This window comes from Stenotrophomonas sp. FSL W7-1447, from assembly GCF_037966425.1.
Taxonomy (GTDB): domain Bacteria; phylum Pseudomonadota; class Gammaproteobacteria; order Xanthomonadales; family Xanthomonadaceae; genus Stenotrophomonas; species Stenotrophomonas pavanii.
In genome coordinates, this window is record NZ_CP150199.1 from 4,175,759 (window position 1) to 4,196,973 (window position 21,215).

At 68.9% G+C, this 21,215-nt stretch carries 17 protein-coding genes; 8 read left to right on the forward strand and 9 right to left on the reverse strand.

Going from position 1 to position 21,215, the window contains the following annotated elements; genetic code table 11:
- Positions 1-176 precede the first annotated feature (176 nt).
- The 4 genes from NSQ78_RS19380 to NSQ78_RS19395 all read right to left on the reverse strand — a co-directional run bounded on the left by NSQ78_RS19380 (position 177) and on the right by NSQ78_RS19395 (position 3,525).
- Positions 177-917, reverse strand: a complete 741-nt coding sequence (locus NSQ78_RS19380; protein ID WP_064239359.1) for a DNA alkylation repair protein — start codon at positions 915-917, stop codon at positions 177-179.
- Positions 914-1,414, reverse strand: coding sequence for a MarR family transcriptional regulator (locus NSQ78_RS19385; RefSeq protein WP_064239360.1), 501 nt, complete (start codon positions 1,412-1,414; stop codon positions 914-916). The genes NSQ78_RS19380 and NSQ78_RS19385 overlap by 4 nt, the downstream gene beginning before the upstream one ends.
- Positions 1,415-1,486: 72 nt before the next feature.
- Entirely contained in the window at positions 1,487-2,785 is a 1,299-nt protein-coding gene (locus NSQ78_RS19390; protein ID WP_064239361.1) for an ATP-binding protein, read from the reverse strand.
- A 32-nt stretch (positions 2,786-2,817) separates the two neighbouring features.
- On the reverse strand, positions 2,818-3,525 hold the full coding sequence (locus tag NSQ78_RS19395) for a response regulator transcription factor (protein WP_064239362.1): 708 nt from the start codon (positions 3,523-3,525) through the stop codon (positions 2,818-2,820).
- A gap of 185 nt (positions 3,526-3,710) precedes the next feature.
- On the opposite strand from NSQ78_RS19395, the gene NSQ78_RS19400 reads away from it, so the two are divergent.
- Positions 3,711-4,556, forward strand: coding sequence for a pepsin/retropepsin-like aspartic protease family protein (locus NSQ78_RS19400; RefSeq protein ID WP_339207235.1), 846 nt, complete (start codon positions 3,711-3,713; stop codon positions 4,554-4,556).
- A 67-nt stretch (positions 4,557-4,623) separates the two neighbouring features.
- Positions 4,624-5,787 carry a serine hydrolase domain-containing protein gene (locus NSQ78_RS19405; protein ID WP_049470933.1) on the forward strand — a complete coding sequence of 388 codons (1,164 nt, stop codon included), beginning with the start codon at positions 4,624-4,626 and terminating at the stop codon, positions 5,785-5,787.
- Positions 5,788-5,849: 62 nt separating this feature from the next.
- Here the strand turns inward: NSQ78_RS19405 and NSQ78_RS19410 are convergent, their stop codons facing one another.
- The 3 genes from NSQ78_RS19410 to NSQ78_RS19420 all read right to left on the reverse strand — a co-directional run bounded on the left by NSQ78_RS19410 (position 5,850) and on the right by NSQ78_RS19420 (position 8,821).
- On the reverse strand, positions 5,850-6,692 hold the full coding sequence (locus tag NSQ78_RS19410; protein WP_223224755.1) for a DUF6445 family protein: 843 nt from the start codon (positions 6,690-6,692) through the stop codon (positions 5,850-5,852).
- Between the two features lie 110 nt (positions 6,693-6,802).
- Complete coding sequence (groL, locus tag NSQ78_RS19415; RefSeq protein ID WP_005411226.1) at positions 6,803-8,452, reverse strand: chaperonin GroEL; 1,650 nt, start codon at positions 8,450-8,452, stop codon at positions 6,803-6,805.
- Between the two features lie 81 nt (positions 8,453-8,533).
- Complete coding sequence (locus NSQ78_RS19420; RefSeq protein WP_005411227.1) at positions 8,534-8,821, reverse strand: co-chaperone GroES; 288 nt, start codon at positions 8,819-8,821, stop codon at positions 8,534-8,536.
- 312 nt (positions 8,822-9,133) lie between these two features.
- Here NSQ78_RS19420 and NSQ78_RS19425 point away from each other — a divergent pair, with 312 nt between their 5' ends.
- From NSQ78_RS19425 to NSQ78_RS19445, 5 genes are all read left to right on the forward strand, one after another.
- The gene (locus tag NSQ78_RS19425) at positions 9,134-10,924 is read left to right on the forward strand and encodes an endonuclease (protein WP_049470929.1); all 1,791 of its coding nucleotides are present in this window, start codon (positions 9,134-9,136) and stop codon (positions 10,922-10,924) included.
- Positions 10,925-10,992: 68 nt separating this feature from the next.
- Positions 10,993-11,331: a divalent-cation tolerance protein CutA gene (gene cutA / locus NSQ78_RS19430; RefSeq protein WP_049470927.1), complete on the forward strand. Its 339-nt coding sequence runs from the start codon at positions 10,993-10,995 to the stop codon at positions 11,329-11,331.
- Positions 11,328-13,709, forward strand: coding sequence for a protein-disulfide reductase DsbD domain-containing protein (locus NSQ78_RS19435; protein WP_064239364.1), 2,382 nt, complete (start codon positions 11,328-11,330; stop codon positions 13,707-13,709). Before cutA ends, NSQ78_RS19435 begins: the two co-directional genes overlap by 4 nt.
- A complete protein-coding gene (locus NSQ78_RS19440; RefSeq protein WP_064239365.1) occupies positions 13,706-14,269 on the forward strand; it encodes a TlpA disulfide reductase family protein in 564 nt (187 codons plus the stop codon). The genes NSQ78_RS19435 and NSQ78_RS19440 overlap by 4 nt, the downstream gene beginning before the upstream one ends.
- Before the next feature lie 352 nt (positions 14,270-14,621).
- A complete protein-coding gene (locus NSQ78_RS19445; protein ID WP_064239366.1) occupies positions 14,622-17,144 on the forward strand; it encodes a sulfite reductase flavoprotein subunit alpha in 2,523 nt (840 codons plus the stop codon).
- A gap of 44 nt (positions 17,145-17,188) precedes the next feature.
- On the opposite strand, the gene NSQ78_RS19450 is transcribed toward NSQ78_RS19445, so the two are convergent.
- Positions 17,189-19,726, reverse strand: a complete 2,538-nt coding sequence (locus NSQ78_RS19450; RefSeq protein WP_064239367.1) for a methyl-accepting chemotaxis protein — start codon at positions 19,724-19,726, stop codon at positions 17,189-17,191.
- A gap of 200 nt (positions 19,727-19,926) precedes the next feature.
- Here NSQ78_RS19450 and NSQ78_RS19455 point away from each other — a divergent pair, with 200 nt between their 5' ends.
- A complete protein-coding gene (locus tag NSQ78_RS19455) occupies positions 19,927-20,766 on the forward strand; it encodes an arylamine N-acetyltransferase (protein ID WP_064239368.1) in 840 nt (279 codons plus the stop codon).
- Between the two features lie 72 nt (positions 20,767-20,838).
- Here the strand turns inward: NSQ78_RS19455 and NSQ78_RS19460 are convergent, their stop codons facing one another.
- Positions 20,839-21,210: a VOC family protein gene (locus NSQ78_RS19460; protein ID WP_057495256.1), complete on the reverse strand. Its 372-nt coding sequence runs from the start codon at positions 21,208-21,210 to the stop codon at positions 20,839-20,841.
- Positions 21,211-21,215: the final 5 nt, after the last annotated feature.

Sequence of the window (21,215 nt, forward strand, 5' to 3'; positions counted from 1 at the left end):
ATCAACTTCCCTGCGGGTGGACATGGGCAATGTCCTGTTTACCGCGTCCGGGTGACCGGCGCATGTGCCATGCGCGTCCGGGGTGCAGGCGGGGGTGGCGGTATAGCGCTCGATGAAGGTGTGCGACATGCTGCTTGTTCCTTGAAGGTCCGGGGGGTGCTTACCAGCGGCCGGCACTACCGGAGCGAGCGCAGTGCACGCTTGCGGATGTAGGCATTGGCGTCGCTGTGGTGTTCGTACTGCCAGCGCGCGCACACCGCACGCAGCCACTGCGGCTGCGTCTTGCCGGCGTCGTTGAGCCAGTTGCCCACGGAGTCCTGTACGTAGCGCTCCGGGTCGTTGGCCAGTGCTTCCAGCAGCGGCAATGCATGTTCCGGGTGCCGCTTGAACAGCGCGATATGCGTGGCCCATACGCCGCGCGGGCGCAGCGCTTCGCAGGCGAAGCGGCGCAGGTACGGCGATGCTTCCTGCGTCCATGGCTGCAGGTACTCCAGCGCCTGCAGGGGGGCGGTAACAATGTCGGCACGCAGCGCCAGCCACGCCCATTCGCGCACGCCGAAGTGCGGGTCGTCAGCCAGCGGACGCATCGCCTGCAGCTTGGCCGGCAGCGTCGCGCCGGCATCGCTGCCGATCAGGTAGCAGGCCCAGCCGCGCACCGTGTCTGAGACATGCGCCTGCCAACGCGCAGGATCCCCCTGCCCGGCTTCGTGCAGCAACCGCGCCGCCAGCGCCATGCGCTGGGTGATGCCCTTGCCTGAGGCATCACGCATGCATTGCAGCGCTTCCGGCTCAAGGGCTGGCGCCACCACCTGCAGCAGCGCGGTGAAATCCACGGCCAGGCATTCGGCCAGATGGGTGGCAGCGGCGCTGCCACTGTTGAGTGCACGCAGCCTTTGCGCAGGAACGGGCGTGCTCATGCTGCGGATTCCCGCCCAGTGTCCGTGTGCTGCCAGACCTTGTGCAGCAGCTGCGACAGCTGCTGCTGTTCACCCGCGTCCAGGCCGTTGAACAGGCCGCTGATCCAGTGCGTGTGCTGCTCGAACAGCGATTCGGCCAAGCGCTTTCCCGGTGCAGTCAACACGATCTGCACACGGCGGCCATCCCCGTCATCGCTGCGACGCTGCAGCAGGCCTTCACGCTGCAGGCCATCGAGCAGGCCGCTGATGGTGGCGCGGGTCACGCCGGCATGCTCGGCCAGCAGGTGCGGCGGCAGTGCGCCACCGGCCCCGTGCAACAGGAACAGCACGATGAAGCGGCCCTCGCTGAGCCCATGCGGTGCCAGGCGCGCGGCGCAGTCGCGATCGATCGACGAGGACAACGAGAGCAGCTGGAAGCACAGGTGCAGCGGCGCGATGTTGGCGTGGCCGCGTCGCTGCGCTTCTGCCAGAAGAGCGCGGTGCTTGGCTTCGATCATCTGGCGCCCAGATATGGTTAGGCACCTAACTATATTGCAGGATGGCTGAGCCAGGCAAATCGGATCTGAATTTCAGCCAGTGCTTCCCAGCAGCAGGCGTGCGATCAGCCCACCGCCCTCACGGTGCAGCAGCTGCAGTTGGCCGGCATGTCGCCTGGCCACGTTGGCGGCCACGGCCAGCCCCAGCCCGGCCCCGCCGGTGGCGCGGCTGCGCGAGCTTTCGCTGCGCTGGAAGGGTTGCAGCAGGCGTGCACGGTCGGCCTCGGCGATGCCGGGGCCACGGTCCATCACATCCAGCTGCACGTCCTGGCCGGCCAGGGCCACCTGCAGCTCCACGGCCCCCGCGTAGCGCGCGGCGTTGTCGATGAGATTGTCGACCGCGCGCCGCAGCAGCAGTGCATCGCCGTACCACGGCAACGTGTCCGGGCCCTGCAGCACGATGTCCCCCCCGCGCAGCAGCGCCGCCTGCACGCAGTCCTCGAGCAGGGCCGCCAGATCCAGCGCGCGCATCTGCGGCGGCTGCAGTTCGCCACGTGCGTAGTCGAGCACCTGCTCGATCATCGCGTCCATGCGCTCGATGTCCGCCACCATCCGCGCCGCCTGGGGCGCGGGCGCGAACTCGGCGCGCAGGCGCAGACCGGTCAGGGGTGTGCGCAGGTCGTGCGCCACTGCTGCCAGCATGTGGGTCATCTCCTGCGCCTGCGCGCGCAGGCGTTGGCGACCGGTGCTGATCGCGGCGGCCAGCACCTGTACTTCGCGTGGGCCATCATCGGGCAACGGCACTTCGGCCTGCAGGTCGGCACGCGCACTGGCTTCGGCCAGGCGGCGCAGCGGCCGCCCCAGCCGGATCGACGCCCATGCCGCCAGCGGCGCCAGCAATACCGCGCCGCCCAACAGCGCGAGCATCACCTGCCGGCGCCAGGCGGCCAGATCGCTGTGATCGCTGCCGACCACCTGCCAACGTCCATCGGCCTGGCGCACGCCCAGTTCGAACGGCGGCCACTGCATGGCGGTCAATACCGCCGACTGCGCCTTCAGCACACCGGCCCGAGCGGTCGCATCGAGCACCGCGCCGCCCTCGATGACCTGCACGTCGGGCGCCTTGCCCTGCCCGCTCCAGACCCAGCGCACGTCCTTTGCCGGCAGTCCCATCTGCAACGCCGCCAACTGCGTGAGCCAGCCGCTGGCGCTGCCCTGCGGGGGCCCGTCCTGGCGGGCCAGATGCAGGCCCAGCGGCGCGGCCTCCCGTTCGCCGCGCAGCACCTGCATGGCCTGGTCCAGCCGCATCGGCGGTGGCGCGGGACGGGGCATCCAGCCGACCACCGCCACGCTGACCAGGGTCGCCAGCAGCAAGCTGGCCAGGGCCAGCATCGCGATCCAGCGTGCGGTGGACCACCGGCCGCTCACAGCACCTGTACCGCGGCATCGAAGCGGTAGCCTTCACCGCGCGAGGTCTGCACCAGGGCTTCGGCACCCGGCGCGGCCTGCCCCAGCTTGCGGCGCAGCCGGCTGACCGCCAGGTCGACTGCGCGATCGACCGTGTCGCTGGATTCGCCGCGGCTGAGCTGCAGCAGCTGCTCGCGGCCGAGCACCCGCCCGGGCCGCTCGGCCAGCGCCAGCAGCAGGCTGAATTCACCGCGGCTGAGCACCAGTTCGCTTCCATCCGGCGCCAGCAGGCGCCGTTGTTCGGGCAGCAGCCGCCAACCGGCAAACCGCAGCTCGCTGGGCACCTGGGCGCGCAGCTTGTGCTGGCGACGCAGCAACGCGCGCACCCGCGCCAGCAGCTCACGGGGATCGAACGGCTTGGCCAGGTAGTCATCGGCGCCCATCTCCAGGCCGATGACCCGATCGGGCGCGCTGCCCATCGCAGACAGCATCAGGATCGGAATGGCCCGCGCCTGCAACCGACGGCAGACCGAAAGCCCATCTTCGCCGGGCATCATCCAGTCCAGGATGATCACGTCCGGGCGTTCGACCTGCAGCAGCACGTCCAACCCAGTGGCGTCCGCCGCCACGCGTACCTGGTAGCCGTGCAGCAGCAGGCAATCGGCGATGGCGTCGCGGATGCTGGCGTCGTCATCGACGACGATGACATGGGCAGAAGTACTCATGCAGGCAGTATCGGGCAGGTCTGTATCAGGACGGTATCAACACTGATATTCCTGCGATACGCCGCAGCGCGCCAATGGTCGCCCCATGATCACTGCGGAGCCTTCCCTTACGCCTCATCCTTCTCTCCCTGCTTGCTGCCGCGCTGCCCGCGTGGGCGTCCGACGCCCCCGAGCACGTCCTGCCGATGTGGATGCAGGGCGGCCACCCGGCGGTGGCCGTCTCGCTGGACGGACGCGCCGAACCGCTGCGCTTCGTGGTCGACAGTGCCGCCGGGGCAACCCTGGTCGATGCACGCGTGGTCCGGCGCTATGGCCTGGACGATGCGCAAGCGGCAGTGTCGCAGGCCCAGGGTGCCAGCGCGAACGCGGCCCGGCTGCAGCGCATGCGCAGCACGGCGTGGCAACTGGGAAGCTGGCAATTGAATGCCAGTGGCATGCAGGTCGATCTGTCCTCCCTGGCGAAAGACGATGACCCGGCGATCGACGGCTTGATCGGCAATGATCTGACCGGGCGCTGGGACACCCGCTGGGATTTCGGCCGCGAGCAGCTGGCGCTGTGGACGCCCGGGCGGTTGAACCTGGAGGGACCGGGCTGCCAGGCCAATGCACTGCCCGGGCGCAGCGCTGGCCTGCGACAGTTCGGCTTCGTCATGCTGACGCTGGGCACGCCGGGCGTTGAGGCGGTCGCCGTGGTCGATACGGGCGCGGCGCAGACCGTGCTCAATGCCGAAGCCGCCCGCGCACTGGGGCTGCGCACCGACGGCAGCGATGCACGGGTGCGCCTGCGTGCAAAGGGCACCGAAGGCCTGGGTGGCGGTGCGCAGGCGACCTGGCTGTACACCCTGCCCGGCATGAACGGCGGCGGCTGGCAGCACCCTTCGATGGAGGTCCGGATCAGCGAACTGCCGGTGTTCAAGGCGATCGGCCTGGAGGCACGACCGGCGCTGATCCTCGGTGCCGATGCGATGCGCGGCGGCCAGGTGGACATCGGTGCGGGGGCGGCGCGGATCTGCCTGCGCCGGCCCGGCTGACCTCCGGCCCATGACGGTGGGACCTGGCTGGCGTAGCATCCGCCCGGTCCCGCCAGGAGTTCCACGCATGCGCCGTGCCGTCCTGATGTTGCTGACGCTGCTCCCGCTGGCCGTGCTGGCCGCGCCGCCTCCACTGCCCTCGCCCGCCCGCATCGATGCCGAAGCACAGCGCCTGATGCGGGCCGCCCATGCGCGCGGCATGGCACTGGCCGTGGTCGATGGCGGCAAGGTCGTGCATGTGGCCGCCTATGGTGAACGCAACGCCACGGGCGAGCCGTTGCGCACCGACACCGTGATGTACGCCGCGTCATTGACCAAGATGGCCTTTGGTCACCTGGTCGCGCAGCTGGCGCAGGACACGCCGATCCAGCTGGACGCCAGCATTGCCACCGCACTGGACAAGCCGCTTCCGGCGTATCCGCCCGAACCGAAGAAGTACGCCGACTACAGCGTGCTGGCCGGCGATGCGCGCTGGCGCCAGCTCACGCCGCGCCTGCTGCTCAATCACGCCAGCGGTTTCGCCAACTTCGGCTTTCTCGAACCGGATGGCCGGCTGAAGTTCCACTTCAACCCGGGCGCCCGCTACGGGTATTCCGGCGACGGACTGATCCTGCTGCAGTTCGTGATCGAACGCGGGCGGCTAGGCCAGGACGTGGGGACGCTGATGCAGGAGCGCATCTTCGACCGCTTCGGCATGACGCGCACCAGCATGACGTGGCGCGCGGACTTCGCCGGCAACCTGGCCGACGGCTGGACCGCCGAAGGCGATACGGTGCCGCACGATGAACGCAGCCGCGTGCGTGCGGCCGGTTCGATGGACACCACGATCGCCGACATGGCCCGCTTCGCCGCCGGCTACGTGCGCGGCGACGGGCTGTCGGCTTCAATGCGCAGGGAGCTGGTGCGGCCACAGCTGCCGATCACCACCGCCAGCCAGTTTCCCACGCTGCAGCCGGAGCTGCCTGCGGCCCGGCAGCACAAGGGTCTGGCCGCCGGCCTGGGCGTGGTGACGTTCCGCGGCCCGCAGGGCGCAGGCTTCTACAAGGGCGGCCACGACGATGCGGTGGGCAACACGCTGGTGTGCGTGGAGCGGCACCAGCGCTGTGTGGTCATCCTGGGCAACGATGTGCGGGCCGAGGCCACCTTCCCGGCACTGGTGGCGTTCGTGCTGGGCGATACGGGCGTGCCGTGGCAGTGGGAGTACGGCGCGTCGAAGGCCTTCGTCGAATGAGGGTGCGTTGACGCCTGCGTATCGCGTGCGGCTGGACGGGCGCATCCACGCATGGCGTGGATCTACCAGCGAAACCGTGCACCTGTAGATCCACGCCATGCGTGGATGCCTGCTCCGCTCAGCGCGCCTGCTCGAAGAACATCAGGTACACCAGCCGGCCATTCTCCGGGCGGTCGCCGAATGCCGGGCCGGCGGTGTGCCAGAACCAGGGCCGCAGCAGCACCAGCCGGTTGAAGCGCATCGGGATGCGCATGGTCATTTCCCACTGGCTGTCGTCGTTGCTGTCGCGCTCGATGATGTCGCGATGCATGTCGCCGCCGTTGGCATACCCCAGCGCTGCCAGTGCGGTCGCCGAATGCCGGGCCGGCGGTGTGCCAGAACCAGGGCCGCAGCAGCACCAGCCGGTTGAAGCGCATCGGGATGCGCATGGTCATTTCCCACTGGCTGTCGTCGTTGCTGTCGCGCTCGATGATGTCGCGATGCATGTCGCCGCCGTTGGCATACCCCAGCGCTGCCAGTTCTGCCGCATCCAGGGCCATGCGCTCGGTGCCTGTACGCCGGTGGCGGAAGAACTCGGTGCCACCCTCGCAGTGCTCGGCCGCACTCAGGTAGAGGATGCCCGACCAGTGCGAGTGATCGGCGTGCACTTTCGCGCGGCCGACATCGCCGGCCAGGGTCAGCCGGAACTTGCCGTGCGACTGCAGCGGATTGACCGGCCGCAGCGGTTCATTGACCAGCCGTGACGCCGCCTCGGCCAGGCCGTCCAGTTCCAGCCGCTGCAGAGAGTTGCGACCGGGAAATGCGCCGTCCTGTACCGGATAGGTCAGGCCCAGCGCTGCCTGGCGCAGGGCGTGCGCGTCGGCCGGTGCAAGGAAGTCGTCAACGACGATGAACGAGGTAGGCATGGCCACCGAGCGTAGCGATGCACTGCGGCGGCGGCAACCGCGCAACGAAAAACCCCGCCTTGCGGCGGGGTTCTTCTTTTGCAACGGGAAGGGATGCCAGGGGCGTGGACTTAGAAGTCCATGCCGCCCATGCCACCCATGCCGCCCATGCCACCGGCGCCACCCATGGCCGGCTCGTCCTTCTTCGGAGCTTCGGCAACCATGGCTTCGGTGGTGATCATCAGGCCGGCGATCGAGGCTGCGTTCTGCAGGGCCGAACGGGTCACCTTGGTCGGGTCCAGGATGCCGAACTGCAGCATGTCGCCGAACTCGCCGGTGGCCGCGTTGTAGCCGAAGCTGCCGGTGCCTTCCTTGACCTTGTTGATGATGACCGACGGCTCGTCGCCGGCGTTGGCCACGATCTCGCGCAGCGGGGCTTCCATCGCGCGCAGGGCGATCTGGATGCCGTGGTTCTGGTCTTCGTTGGCACCCTTCAGGCCGGCCAGCGCGGTGATCGCGCGCACCAGCGCCACGCCGCCGCCCGGGACCACGCCTTCTTCAACGGCTGCACGGGTGGCGTGCAGGGCGTCGTCGACGCGATCCTTCTTTTCCTTCATTTCGATTTCGGTCGAGGCGCCGACCTTGATCACGGCAACGCCGCCGGCCAGCTTGGCCACGCGTTCCTGCAGCTTCTCGCGGTCGTAATCCGAGGAGGTGTCCTGGATCTGGGTCTTGATCTGCGCCACGCGTGCATCAACGTTGGCCTTGTCGCCGACGCCGTCGATGATGGTGGTGTTCTCCTTGGAGACCTGCACCTTCTTGGCGCGGCCCAGGTCCTTGATGGTGGCCTTTTCCAGCGACAGGCCGACTTCTTCGGAGATCACGGTACCGCCGGTCAGCACGGCCATGTCTTCCAGCATCGCCTTGCGACGGTCGCCGAAGCCCGGGGCCTTGACGGCCACGACCTTGACGATGCCGCGGATGGTGTTGACCACCAGGGTCGCCAGCGCTTCGCCTTCGACTTCCTCGGCCACGATCAGCAGCGGCTTGCCGGCCTTGGCGACGCCTTCCAGCACCGGCAGCAGGTCACGGACGTTGGAGATCTTCTTGTCGTGCAGCAGGATGAACGGGTCATCCAGGTCAGCGGTCTGCGACTGCTGGTTGTTGATGAAGTACGGCGACAGGTAGCCGCGGTCGAACTGCATGCCCTTGACCACGTCCAGCTCGTTGTCCAGGCCCGAGCCTTCTTCAACGGTGATCACGCCTTCCTTGCCGACTTCCTTCATCGCGTCAGCGATGATCTGGCCGATCGACTCGTCCGAGTTGGCCGAGATGGTACCGACCTGGGCGATCGCCTTGTCGTCGGCGGTCGGCTTGGAGATGTTCTTCAGCTCGGCGACGGCGGCCGAAACGGCCTTGTCGATACCGCGCTTGAGATCCATCGGGTTCATGCCGGCGGCAACGGCCTTGGCGCCTTCGCGGATCAGGGCCTGGGCCAGCACGGTGGCGGTGGTGGTGCCGTCGCCAGCGTCGTCGTTGGTGCGCGACGCGACTTCCTTCACCATCTGCGCGCCCATGTTCTCGAACTTGTCAGCCAGTTCGATTTCCTTGGCGACGGAGACGCCGTCCTTGGTGATGGTCGGGGCGCCGAAGCTCTTTTCCAGCACGACGTTGCGGCCCTTCGGGCCCAGGGTGGCCTTGACGGCATTGGCGAGAACGTTGACGCCGCGCACCATGCGCGAGCGGGCGTCTTCACCGAAACGAATATCCTTGGCAGCCATTGCATTTACCTCATTGGTAGCGCCGGACGATGCCCGGCGGCTGGGATTTGGGGATCAGGTTGAAACAGGTCGCGCGGAGGCTCAGCCGATGACGGCGAGCACGTCGTCTTCGCGCAGGACCTTGTACTCGACGCCTTCGCTCTTGTACGAGCTGCCGGCGTACTGGCCGTAGATGACCTTGTCGCCGACCTTCAGCGACGGCGCGCGCACGTTGCCGTTGTCCAGCGGCTTGCCCGGGCCGACGGCCACGACCTCACCCTTGGTGGACTTTTCCTTGGCCGAGTCGGGGATGACGATGCCACCGGCGGAGATTTCGTCGGCTTCGATCGGCTTGACCACAACGCGGTCGTGCAGCGGCTTGATGCTCATAGGAGACCTCTTAAGTGATTGATTGGTCTAAAAAAGTCCGGCGATGTTAGCACTCACCCCAGGCGAGTGCCAGAACCGCACGTGAAGAAACCCGACAACGTCGGGAGCAGGGCAGAGATGGAGCCCCGCGCCCTCCTTTCAAGGGTGGCATCAAAAAAATTTTTCCCGCCCGTGTCGCTTGGCGCTGGTCGGGATCCCGCCAATTTCGGTGACAAGCGTCGCACTGTCAGATATCTGACGTTCATTTACGACAAAGTGTCACTGGATCGGCCTTAGGCTCGACCGGGCATTCCCAATCACAAGGAGGAGTCGATGCGATTGCTGTCACCGCTTGCCGCGGCCTGCCTGCTGGCCCTGGCCGCTGCGCCGGCCCAGGCCGAGGTCTTCATCAATGAACTGCACTACGACGACAGCACCGCCGCCGGTGACGTCGGCGAAGCGATCGAGGTCGTGGCCACCGCCGGCGAGGACCTGTCCGGCTACCGCCTGTACCTGTACAACGGGTCCAACGCATCGGCGGCCGTGGTCTACGCCAACACGCCGGTCCCGGCCGGCACCGCCGCCGGCTGCGGCAGCGCGACCATCGCCGTGGTCAACTACCCGACCAACGGCATCCAGAACGGCCCGAACGATGGCATCGCGCTGGTCGATGCCAGCGGTAAGGTGGTCCAGTTCCTCAGCTACGAGGGCACCATCACCGCGTCCGGCGGCCCCGCCGCGGGGATGACCAGCCAGAACATCCCGGTGGCCGAGACCAACAGCACGGCACCGGGCACGTCGCTGCAGCTGACCGGCAGCGGCAGCCAGTACGCCCACTTCACCTGGGCCGAATCGGCCGGCCAGACGTTCGGCAGCTGCAACAACGGACAGACCTTCAGCGGCGGCGGCACCCCGGGCCCCAACACGCCGCCGTCGGTGTCCACCACCACCCCGGCGCAGGGCAGCAGCACCTTCCCGGCCGCCGCCGACCTGGAAGTGGTGTTCAGCGAAACGGTGAACCTGGCCAGCGGCGCCTTCGCCCTGAGCTGCGGTACCTCCGGCAGCGTGCCGCTGACCTTCCCGGCCAGCGGCCGCAGCGTGAAGCTGTCCACCAACACCGCGCTGGTGGCCGGTGAAGCCTGCCGCTTCGACATCCGCGCCGCGCGCATCACCGACCTGCAGGGCGCTCACCCGGCCGCCGACAGCCGCATTGCCTTCACCGTGGCCAGCACCGGCGGCAATCCGGACCCGGGCAACCCTGGCGTGCCGGCCGGCTATTACTCCAAGGTCAACACCAGCAGCCCCAGCCAGCTGCGCTGTTCGCTGCACGCCACCATCAAGGGCCACACCGCCTATCCGTACAGCGGCTCGGGCACCAGCACCTGGACCATCCTGGAAATCGCCGACGAGGATCCGAACAATTCCGGCAGGATCCTGGATGCGTATCGCAACCACAGCTACGCCAAAGTGACCGATCGCGCCGGCAGCGGCAGTGGCCTGAAGTACAACCGCGAGCACACCTGGCCGAACTCGCTGGGCTTTGCCACCACCACCGGTGACAAGGGCCTGCCGTACGCGCCGTATACCGACACCCACATGCTGTACCTGACCGACGCGCAGTGGAACGCCGATCGTGGCAACAAGCCGTTCGGCAAGTGCGACGCCAGCTGCGGCGAGCGCGCCACCGAGGCCAACAACGGCCAGGGTGGCGGCAGCGGTGGCTATCCGGGCAACTCCAACTGGGTGCGCACGCCGGACGGCAACACCGGCACCTTCGAGGTGTGGGGCAAGCGCAAGGGCGACATGGCGCGTGCAGTGATGTACATGGCGATCCGCTACGAGGGCGGCAAGGATGCGGCGACCGGCCAGTCCGAGCCGGACCTGGAGCTGACCGACGACCGCAGCAAGATCGTCAAGACCAGCAGCTCACCGGCCTACATGGGCCTGCTGTCGACCCTGATCGACTGGCACCTGTCCGACCCGCCGGATGATGCCGAGCGTGCGCGCAATGACGTGGTCTACAGCTTCCAGGGCAACCGCAACCCGTTCATCGACCACCCCGAGTGGGCCACCCCGGCCCTGTTCACCTCGGCCAAGCCGGCCACCTGCCAGCTGGCCAACTGACCGCGCAACGCAGCGGTCCACGGCCGCCGCCGGGCCCTGGCCCGGTGGCGGCCCTATACTCGACGGTCATGTCGACCGTCGATCCCGTCCTGCTGCTGTTGACCACCTGCCCGGACCGGGCCAGTGCCGAGCGCATCGCGCACGCGCTGGTCGGCGAGCGCCTGGCCGCGTGCGTGACCCGCCTCGATGGCGCGCAGTCGACCTACCGCTGGCAGGGCGAGGTGACCACCGACGCCGAGCTGCAGTTGCTGGTGAAAACCACCGCGAGCCGCGTCGATGACGCGATTGCCCGGATCGTCGAACTGCATCCGTATGAACTCCCGGAGTGCATCGCGGTCGAAGCCCGGGCCGGCCTGCCGGCGTATCTGGATTGGATCCGGGCACAGACCCGGGAGGACACTGATTGAAGACTCTGTTTGCGCGTGGCGCCGCCCTGTGCGCCCTGTTGTGGCTCTCGCTGCCCGCCTTCGCCCTGGATGAGAAGGACCTGCTGCCGGTGGACCAGGCGTTCGCGCTGACCGCGACCGCCCCCGAACGTGGCCAGGTGCAACTGCAGTTCAAGATCGCGCCGGGCTATTACCTCTATCGCCACCGCACCAGCGTCAAGGCCGACCCCGCCTTCAATGCCGGCGCGCTGCAGATGCCCAAGGGCGACCGCCACCACGACGATTTCTTCGGCGAGGTCGAAACCTATCGCGAGCGCCTGCAGGCCACCCTGCCCGGCACGCCGACCGAGGCCGCCGGCACCATCAGCCTGGAAGTGCGATACCAGGGCTGTGCCGATGCCGGTGTCTGCTACCCGCCGCAGAAACGCGTGGTGCAGGTCACCCTGCCCGGCGCCGGCGCCGCGTCCGTGCCCCCTGCCGCGCGTACCGGTGCGGCGAACCCGTTCAACAACCCGCTGGCCGGTGCCGGCAACAGCGGCGGCCTGCGCCTGCCGGGTGCGGCCAGCAACAGCCAGGCGCTGCCGCTGCCGTCGGAACAGGCATTCGGCTTCGATGCCATCGCCAGCGATGGCAACACCCTGCTGCTGCGCTTCAGCCCGGCGCCGGGCTATTACCTGTACCGCGACCGCACCTCGCTGAAGCTGGAAGGCAGCGCCGGCGTGCTCGCCGACGCCCCACGCTGGCCGGCCGCGCAGTCGCATCGCGACGAGCACTTCGGCGATGTCTCGGTCTACTTCAACCAGGTGGAAGTGCCGCTGCCGCTGCGCCGCACCGTCACCGACGCGGTCGACAGCACCCTGGTGGTGACCTTCCAGGGCTGCCAGACCGATGGCATCTGCTACCCGCCGATGACCCGCCGGGTCAAGCTGTCGATTCCGGCCGGCAAGCTCAGCACGGGCAGCGATCCGGCGCCAGCACGCACTGCGATGGTCAGCCCGCTGCCGGCCGCCGGTGCGCCGCGCGAATCCGCCGATGGCGCGCCGCTGCGCCTGCTGCCGACCGTGCCCAACGAGAGTGGCGCCGCCGCTACCGCTGCCGGCAGCGCGACCGCGGGCACTGCATTCGCCGACGATGCGCGCGGTGACAACGCACTGCGCACGCGGCCGCCGGTGACGACGCCGAATCCGGATCGTTCGTTCGTCTGGGTCCTGCTGCTGGCGCTGGCCGGTGGCCTGGTACTGAACCTGATGCCCTGCGTGCTGCCGATCCTCTCGCTGAAGGTGCTGAGCCTGGCGCAGAGCGGCGAAAGCCCGCAGCGTGCGCGCAGCCATGCGCTCTGGTACACGCTGGGCGTGCTGGTCGCGTTCGCGGTGATCGGTGCGCTGATGGTGGGCCTGCGTGCGCTCGGCAACGCCGTCGGCATCGGCTTCCAGTTGCAGCACCCGGGCGTCGTGGCCGCACTGGCCTACATCATGTTCGCAGTGGGCCTGAGCCTGTCCGGCGTATTCACCCTCGGCGGTGGCATCGGCAACCTGGGCCAGTCGCTGGCCAGCCGCAGTGGCCCGGCCGGTGATTTCTTCACCGGTGCGCTGGCCTGCGTGGTCGGCAGTGCCTGTGTCGGTCCGTTCATGGGCGGCGCGATCGCCTACGCGTTCATTGCCCCGCCGCTGAAGGCAATGACCGTGTTCCTGTTCCTCGGCCTGGGGCTGGCCCTGCCATTCCTGCTGATCGGCTTCGTGCCGGCGCTGGCGCGGCGCCTGCCCAAGCCCGGGCCGTGGATGGAAACCCTCAAGCACGTGCTGGCCTTCCCGATGTACGCCACCGCGCTGTGGCTGCTGTGGGTGCTGGGCAAGCAGCGTGGCGTGGACGGCATGGCACTGGTGCTGGGTGGCCTGCTGCTGTTCGCCTTCGGCCTGTGGCTGTTTGAACGCAACCGCTGGACCGGCTCGCGTGCGGTGACCCTGCTCGGCGTGCTGCTGGCGATCGGTGCGCTGGTACCGGCCTGGGGCGTGACCCAGCTGGCACCGCCGGCGCGGGCCGCACAGGCCGCCAGCGACAACGTGGTCGAGTATTCGCCGCAGTTGCTGGACCGCCTGCGTGCCGACAACCGCGTGGTGTTCGTCAACATGACGGCCGACTGGTGCGTGAGCTGCAAGGCCAACGAACGTGCGGTGCTGTCACGGCCGGAGTTCAAGGAACTGCTCAAGCGCACCAACGCGGTGTACATGCGCGGTGACTACACCAATGTCGACCCGCAGATCACCACGTTCCTGGAGGAGCACAAGGCGGTGGGCGTGCCGCTGTACGTGGTGTACGGCCCCGGCGCGCCGCCGACCGTGCTGCCGACCCTGCTGACCCAGGCGGTGGTCGAGGAAGCGCTGCTGCGCACCGCACGATGAAGTGGCAACGGCCCGCGCTGCTGTGGACAGCGGTGCTGGCCGCCGGCCTCGGCCTGTGGGCCGGGCATCGACTGTCACCCGCCCTGCCTGCACCCGCCACGCCAGCGACGGCTTCCACAGCCACTGCCGCGACGCCCACGCTGCAGGTGGGCGATCAACTGCCGGCGCTGACCTTGCCGGACCTGGCGGGACAGCCCCTCGACCTGCGCCAGCGCTTCGCCGGCCGCCCGCTGCTGATCAATGTCTGGGCCAGCTGGTGTGCGCCCTGCGTGGAAGAGATGCCCGAGCTGGCGCGCTTCGCCGATGCGCAGGGCGATAACGGCGTGCAGGTGCTGGGCCTGGCGCTGGATACCGCGGACGACGTGCGCGATTTCCTGCAGCGGGTGCCGGTGGAGTACCCGATCGTGATCGAGACCCCGGGGCCACGCGATGCCAGCGTGCAGCTGGGCAATGCGCAGGGCCTGCTGCCTTACAGCGTGCTGTTCGATGCGCAGGGGCGGCTGGTCAAGGCGAAGCTGGGGCCGTTCGCCCAGGGCGAGATCGACCGCTGGGTGAAATGAGGGATCGACAGCACCGCGCCCTGCACCTGCGGTAGTGCCGGCCGCTGGCCGGCAATTTCAACAGCAACAGCAACAGCGGGCATTCCGTGGGATGGCGGGGCACTGCGGGTGGTCAGGACACGCCGTAACCGGACCCATCCCGTCATCCCACGGAATGCCCGCCGTTGCTGTTGCGTTGGCTGTTGCTTCCGAGATTGCCGGCCAGCGGCCGGCACTACCACGGGTGCCGGGCCGCGCCCGGCCGCTGGCCCCTGCTTGACCGCAGGCAAGGCGCCACGGAGAATTACGCGACTAATTCTCATTTGCTGTTGCGCAGGATGCGGGCGGCAGCCTCCCGGGCCCTCCTCCTTCGATGTTCAAGAACGTCCTGTTCCAACTGCACTGGCTGCTGGGCATCACCGCCGGTGCCGTACTGGCCGTGATGGGCCTGAGCGGCGCGACGCTGTCCTTCGAGGACGAGCTGCTGCGCGCCGCCAATCCCGGCTTTGCCGAGATCGCCGCGCACCATGCCGACGGCCAGCAACCGCTTGCCCTCAGCGAGCTGGTGCCGCTGCTGCAGGTCGGCAGTGAACGCCCGCTGCAACGCCTGCGCGTGGACGCCACCGGCCAGCGGCCGTCGGTCGCACGCTTTGCCGGCGGCAAGCAAAACTGGGTGTACTTCGATCCGTACAGCGGTGAGCGCTTCAGCACGCTGCGCGGACAGGCGTTCTTCGACTTCGTCGAGGACCTGCATCGCCACCTTGCCGCTGGCGACCGCGGCAAATGGGTGACCGGCGGCTGCGCCATCGCCCTGCTGTTCTTCACCTTGTCCGGGCTTTACCTGCGCTGGCCGCGGCGCTGGTGGCACTGGCGCAGCTGGCTGGCGATCGAGTGGAAACGCAGCGGCCGCGGCTTCCTGTGGAGCCTGCACTCGGTGCTTGGCACCTGGGTGCTGCTGATCTACCTGATGAGTGCGCTGACCGGCCTGTGGTGGTCGTTCGACGGGTACCGCAGCGCTGCCAATTCCCTGCTGGGCGTCGCGCCGGCCGCCAGGCACAAGGTCGATCCCGATGCCGCCCTGGACCTGGAGCGCGTTGAAACCACGCTGTACGCCCTGCCCGGCGTGCGCACCGGCTACATCGACCTGCGCCTGCCGGAGAAGCCGGGGCAGGCGCTGAACGTGCGGGTGATGGCCGGTGATCCATCGCAGCGCGGTGGACAGCATGACCGCGCACACGACCTGCTGCAGCTGGATCCGGCCACGGGTGCGGTGCTTGAGGCACGCCCGTATGCGCGCCAGGGCACGGGCGGCCAGCTGGCCACGAGCGTGTTCGCGCTGCACTCGGGCAGTTACTTCGGGCTGCCCGGGCGTGTCGTGGTGATGCTCAGCAGCGCAGCCATGAGCGTGTTCTTCATCACTGGCTGGCTGCTGTACCTGGATCGCCGTCGCAGCCAGCGCCTCGCGCGAGGGTTGCGCCAGTCGCTGACACCGCCGGTCGCCGACGGTGAGGGCACCCCGTGGCTGGTGCTGCATGCCAGCCAGAGTGGACTGGGCGAACAGCTGGCGTGGCGTGCGGCCGCGCAGCTGCAGGCCGCTGGCCATCCGGTACAGGTGCTGCCGCTGGCCCGGATCGACGCCGCCCAGCTGCAGCAGGCATCGCAGGCGCTGCTTGTGCTGAGCACGTTTGGCGATGGCGAGCCACCGGATGCAGCGCGGCGCGCGGCACGCCAGCTGATGGCGCAGACACCGGACCTGTCGGGCCTGCGGTTCGGCCTGCTCGCGCTGGGGGACCGCCAGTATCCGCGTTACTGCGGCTTCGGCCGCCAGGTCGATGGCTGGTTGCTCGACAACGGCGCGCGCCCCCTGTTCGAACGCATCGATGTCGATGCTGCGGCCGTTCCGGCCCTGCGCCGATGGCAGCAACAACTGGGCGCGCTGACCGGCATCGTCACCGATGACAGCGTGCTGCCTGCTGCCGCGCAGATGCATGAGTGGCGACTGCTCGGGCGCCAACGCCTCAACCCGGGCAGCCTCGGCGGGGCCATCTGGCGTGTGCGCCTTGCGGCCCCAGGCACGGTGCAGTGGCAGGCCGGCGATATCCTGCATATCGCGCCTCGCCACAACGCGCAGCATGCCAGTGCCGTGCTGAAGGCACATGGCCTGGATCCGCTGCTGCCCCTGCTGATGGACGGCCAGCCGCGCACGCTGCTGGCACTGGCCAGTGAACGCGAACTGCCCGACGCCGACGCCGCACTGGCGGTGCAGGACCCCGGCCTGTGGCTGGCCGGATTGCCGCTGCTGCCGGGGCGCGAGTATTCGATCGCATCCGCGGCCGACGATGGCGTGGTGGAGCTGGTGGTGCGGCTGGTGCATGACACGTCCGGTCGTGCCGGGCTCGGCTCCGGATGGCTGACGCTGCATGCGCCGATCGGCGCCAGCATCGTCGCCCGGGTGCATCGCAATCCCGGCTTCCATCGCCGCGGCGATGCGCCGATGGTGCTGGTCGGCAACGGCACCGGCATTGCTGGCCTGCGCAGCCTGTTGCGCGAAGCCGCCCATGCCGGCGAGCACGGGCACTGGCTGTTGTTCGGCGAGCGCCAGCGGGCACACGACTTCCTGTTCGCCGACGAGATCGAGGCCTGGCAGGCGCAGGGCCATCTGGCGCGGGTGGACCTGGCGTTCTCGCGCGATGGCGACGGTGGTTATGTGCAGGACCGCCTGCAGGCGGCCAGCGATACGCTGCGCGACTGGCTGCAGCGCGGCGCGGTGATCCATGTCTGCGGCTCGCTGCAGGGCATGGCCGAAGGTGTGGACCAGGTACTGCGTGGCGCGCTGGGCGAGGACGCAGTGGAAACGCTGCTGGAAAGCGGACGCTACCGCCGCGACGTGTACTGAACCATTCGGTGGTGTAGGCCGGCGGGCCGGCACCACCGGCAGAGTCAGGCCGCCGCGCGCGCCTGTGGCATCGACTGCAGGCGGAATGCGCCCACCGCTTCGGCCAGGGCATGCACCTGCGCCTGCATCTGCGCCGTCGAGGCACCGGCCTCTTCCACCAGGCTGGCATTGCGCTGGGTGCTGGCTTCCATCTGCACGATGGTCTGCTTCACCTGCGCAATACCTGCATGCTGGTCCTGCGACGCACGACGGATGCCGGCAAGCAGATCGGCCAGCTGCTGCACGCTGCCGACGATCTCCCCCATGGTCGCGCCGGCCTGCCCGGCCTGAAGGTTGCCTTGGCCGGCACGCGCCACTGAATCTTCGATCAGCCCCTTGATCTGCTTGGCCGCCTCAGCACTGCGCTGCGCCAGCAGGCGCACTTCCGCAGCCACCACGGCGAAGCTTCGGCCCTGCTCGCCGGCGCGCGCCGCTTCCACCGCCGCGTTCAGGGCAAGGATGTTGGTCTGGAAAGCAATGCCATCGATCAGCTGGGTGATGTCGCCAATCCGCCGTGAGGCCTCGCTGATGCCGTGCATGGTCGCGACCACCTGCCCAACCGCCTCACCACCACGCCTGGCCACTGCCGCCGCGCCCTGGACCAGGGCATCGGCGCGACCTGCTGCATCGGCAGTGCGGCCGACGGTGTCGGTCAGCTCATGCATCGACGCCGCGGTCTCTTCCAGGTTGGCGGCCTGCTGTTCAGTGCGCTGCGACAGGTCATGGTGACCGGCAACGATCTCGCCGACGCCGGCATCGAGGCTGGAGGCTGCCTGCTGGATGCGGGTGACGATGTGGCCCAGCTGCGCGACGGTGGCGTTGGCATCGTCGCGCATGCGCGCGAACACCCCCTGCAGTTCTCCTTCCATGCGCACGCTCAGATCGCCACGGGCCAGTGCGGCCAGCAGCACCTGCAGATCGCCGAGATTGCTTTCGAAGGTGGCCAGCAGGCGATTGATGCTGGTGGACAGCGTGCGCACGAAGCCCTGCTTGCCGTCCAGCCCGATGCGGCCGTGCAGGTCGCCCTGTGCGGCGGCATCGACCAGCGCTGCCACTTCGGTCTCCAGCAGGGTTTCCAGCGCACGGCTGCGCCACTCCACTGCCACGCCGAGGAATTGTCCTTCGTCGATGATGGCATTGGCGATCAACTGGTAGCGGACGCCGGCATGGCTGATCTCGCGCTCCTCGCGCTGGCGCATGCCGGCCAGGCTGGCCAGCGCCGGATGCAGGCGCACGGCTTCGCCGCCAAGCAGCGCTTCGGCCGGGCGTTCCAGCTGCTGCAGCAGCGCCGGATTGGCATAGGCCACCCGGCCTTCGGCATCGATCACCATCAGGCCGGCCTGCGCACTGTCCAGTGCCTGGCGCACGCGGGTGTTGCCGCGCGCCACGGCACGCTCGGTCTCGATGCGTGCGCGCAGGCGCTGCTGCATCTCCACCAGGCGCTGGGCCAGCTGGCCGATCTCATCGTTGGCGTTGTACACACGCAGCGTGGTGTCCAGGCGGTCGTCGGCGATGTCGCTGGCGAAGCGCAGGGTGTCCTGGATCGGCTGGCGCACCGCCCGCCGCACCAGCACCAGGCTGGTGATCAGCACACCGGCAACCAGCAGCAGGGTCAGCGCGAACAGTACGCTCATGGCGCGGGCCCCGGCCTGCTGGCGCGCCTGGGCATGGGCCAGCGCGGCGACCTGCGCCTGCTGGAACGCGGTCAGCGCCGGGGCCACGGTGGCAGCGGTATCCAACAGCGACTGCGCCTCCACGTCCAGGCCAACGCGGGCAGCGGTGTATGCCAGCACGGCGGCCTGATACGCCTCCATCCCGCTGCGCAGGGTGTCCTGCGCATCGGTGGGCAGGCCCGCCAGCGCGAGGTCGAACGGCAGCTTTTCCTCGCTGACGCGGTCGGCGTGGGTGGAGTCGCCGTCAAGCAGCAGCAGCGCCTCCTGCCTGCGCATCTTCTGCAGGGACAACGCCAGCGACGGCCGTTGCAGCGCATCCACCTGTGCCTGCAGGGTGTCGGCCGCCTGCTGCAGTTGCGCGGCCAGGCCGGCCTGGCCGCGCCCCATCTCATCGACCCGTTCGAACAGGGCAGCCACACCCTGCGAAAACGCGCCGGCGGCCTCGGTCAACGCCTGCAGCGCCTTGCGCCGCCCGGCATCCATCGGCATCGCGCGCAGCGCCTGCAGATCGAGCTGCAGCGCTTTCTGCGTAGCCAGCAGCTGCGCGCGGTCGGCATCGTCGAAACTGCGCGCATACTGGGTCTGCAGACGTCGCGCCTCGGCCACCCGCGTGGCCAGGCGCGCGGCCAGGTCGCTGCCGCGCTGGTAGCTGGCCTGGCTGCGCGCCGCCTGTGCGCTGGCATGGCCGGTCCAGGCGTAGACGGCGGCGATCGCAACCAGGCCCAGGCCGCACACCCAGAGCGTGGCCTTGAGCTTGTTGGCCACGCTGAGCCGGTGCGGTTGCAGCCACAGCAGCAGGCCGGGGGATGCCGAGCGCAACGCGGCAAGGCGCGTGCGCACGGACCGGAGGTGGGGGACAACGGCCGACATGACAGACTCCAGGCGGAAAGACGCACCTGTATCGGCCGGAACCTGAGCGACTTTAGGCCATTTTCCTCCCAGCGCCACCGGCGGCGGGGGACGCGCTCTTTGTACCGGGCACAGGCGACGGCGGCATGACACCGCCGCCGCGCTTGACCTCAACCCCGGTTGCGGGAGCACAGTGAACCTCCCCTCCCCCCGGTGACTGCATGACGACGCTCGATGTCCCCCGCTACCTGCAACGCCTGGAGCTGGATGCGCCGCCACCGCTGACGCTGGCGGGCCTCACCCTGCTGCAGCAGCGCCACAATGCGCTGCTGCCGTTCGAGACCCTCAGCTGCCTGTTGCGCGATGCGGTACCGATCGACCTGGACAGCGTGCAGCGCAAGCTGCTGGACGACCGCCGTGGCGGTTACTGCTTCGAACTCAATGGCGGCCTGCTGGCGCTGCTGCAGGCGTTGGGATTCGATGCGCAGCCGTTGAGCGCGCGCGTACTGCTGGCCGCCCAGGACGGCGAACTGACCGCGCGCACCCATCTGCTGCTGCGCGTTGAGGTGGACGGCGATGACTGGCTGGTGGATGCCGGTTTCGGCAGCCTCACGCCGACCGTGCCGCTGCGCCTGCATGATCCACAGCCGCAGGCCACGCCGCACGAGCGCTATCGGCTGCGGCGACTGCCCGGTGACGGTGATTTCGTGCTGTCGGCCGAATCCAGCGATGGCTGGCGGGCGATGTACCGCTTCGACCTGCAGGCACCGGCACCGATCGACAACGTGGTGGGCAACTGGTACGTGTGCACGCATCCCGATTCCAGTTTCCCCGGCCAGCTGCGCGCGTCACTGACCGGGCCGGACTGGCGACGCACCATCGGCAGCGGCAACTACACCGAATACCGCCCCGGGCAGGCACCGGACAAGCGCCCGCTGCATGATGTTGGCGACGTGCGCGAGGTATTGCAGCAGCGCTTCGGCCTGCGGTTGCCGGACGATCCACGGCTGGACCCGGCGATCAACGACTGGCTGCAGCGTTCGCGCGCCGCGACGATGTAGCGGATGCACGCGCAGCGTCGTGCCATGCCTGGCGGGAGGCGTCATCAACAGCCGCCGGGCATGGGCTCGGCGCTACGGCATCCTGCGCGCCTGCAGCGCAATGCGGTTGCCTTCGCTGTCCACTATCTCGGCCACGCGCCAGTGGCCGGCATCGGCCGGGCCGAAGCGCAGCTCCGCGCCCGCCTTCAGCGCGCGGCCGAGGCTGGCGTCCAGGTCAGCAACCCCGATGTAGATGCGCGCCCCGTGCTCGGACGACTGGTAGTCGGCTCCCTGCACCAGCGCCATGCTGGCACCTGCGGCCTCGTCGGCAAACGGCAGGTAGGCCATCCTGCAGTCATGCAGCAGGATCGGGGCGTCCACCACCACCTGCAGCCAGTGCTGGTAGAACGTGATGGCCCGGGCCAGGTCACGGACCGGTATCTCGACGTGCAGAATCGGGTTCATGCGCG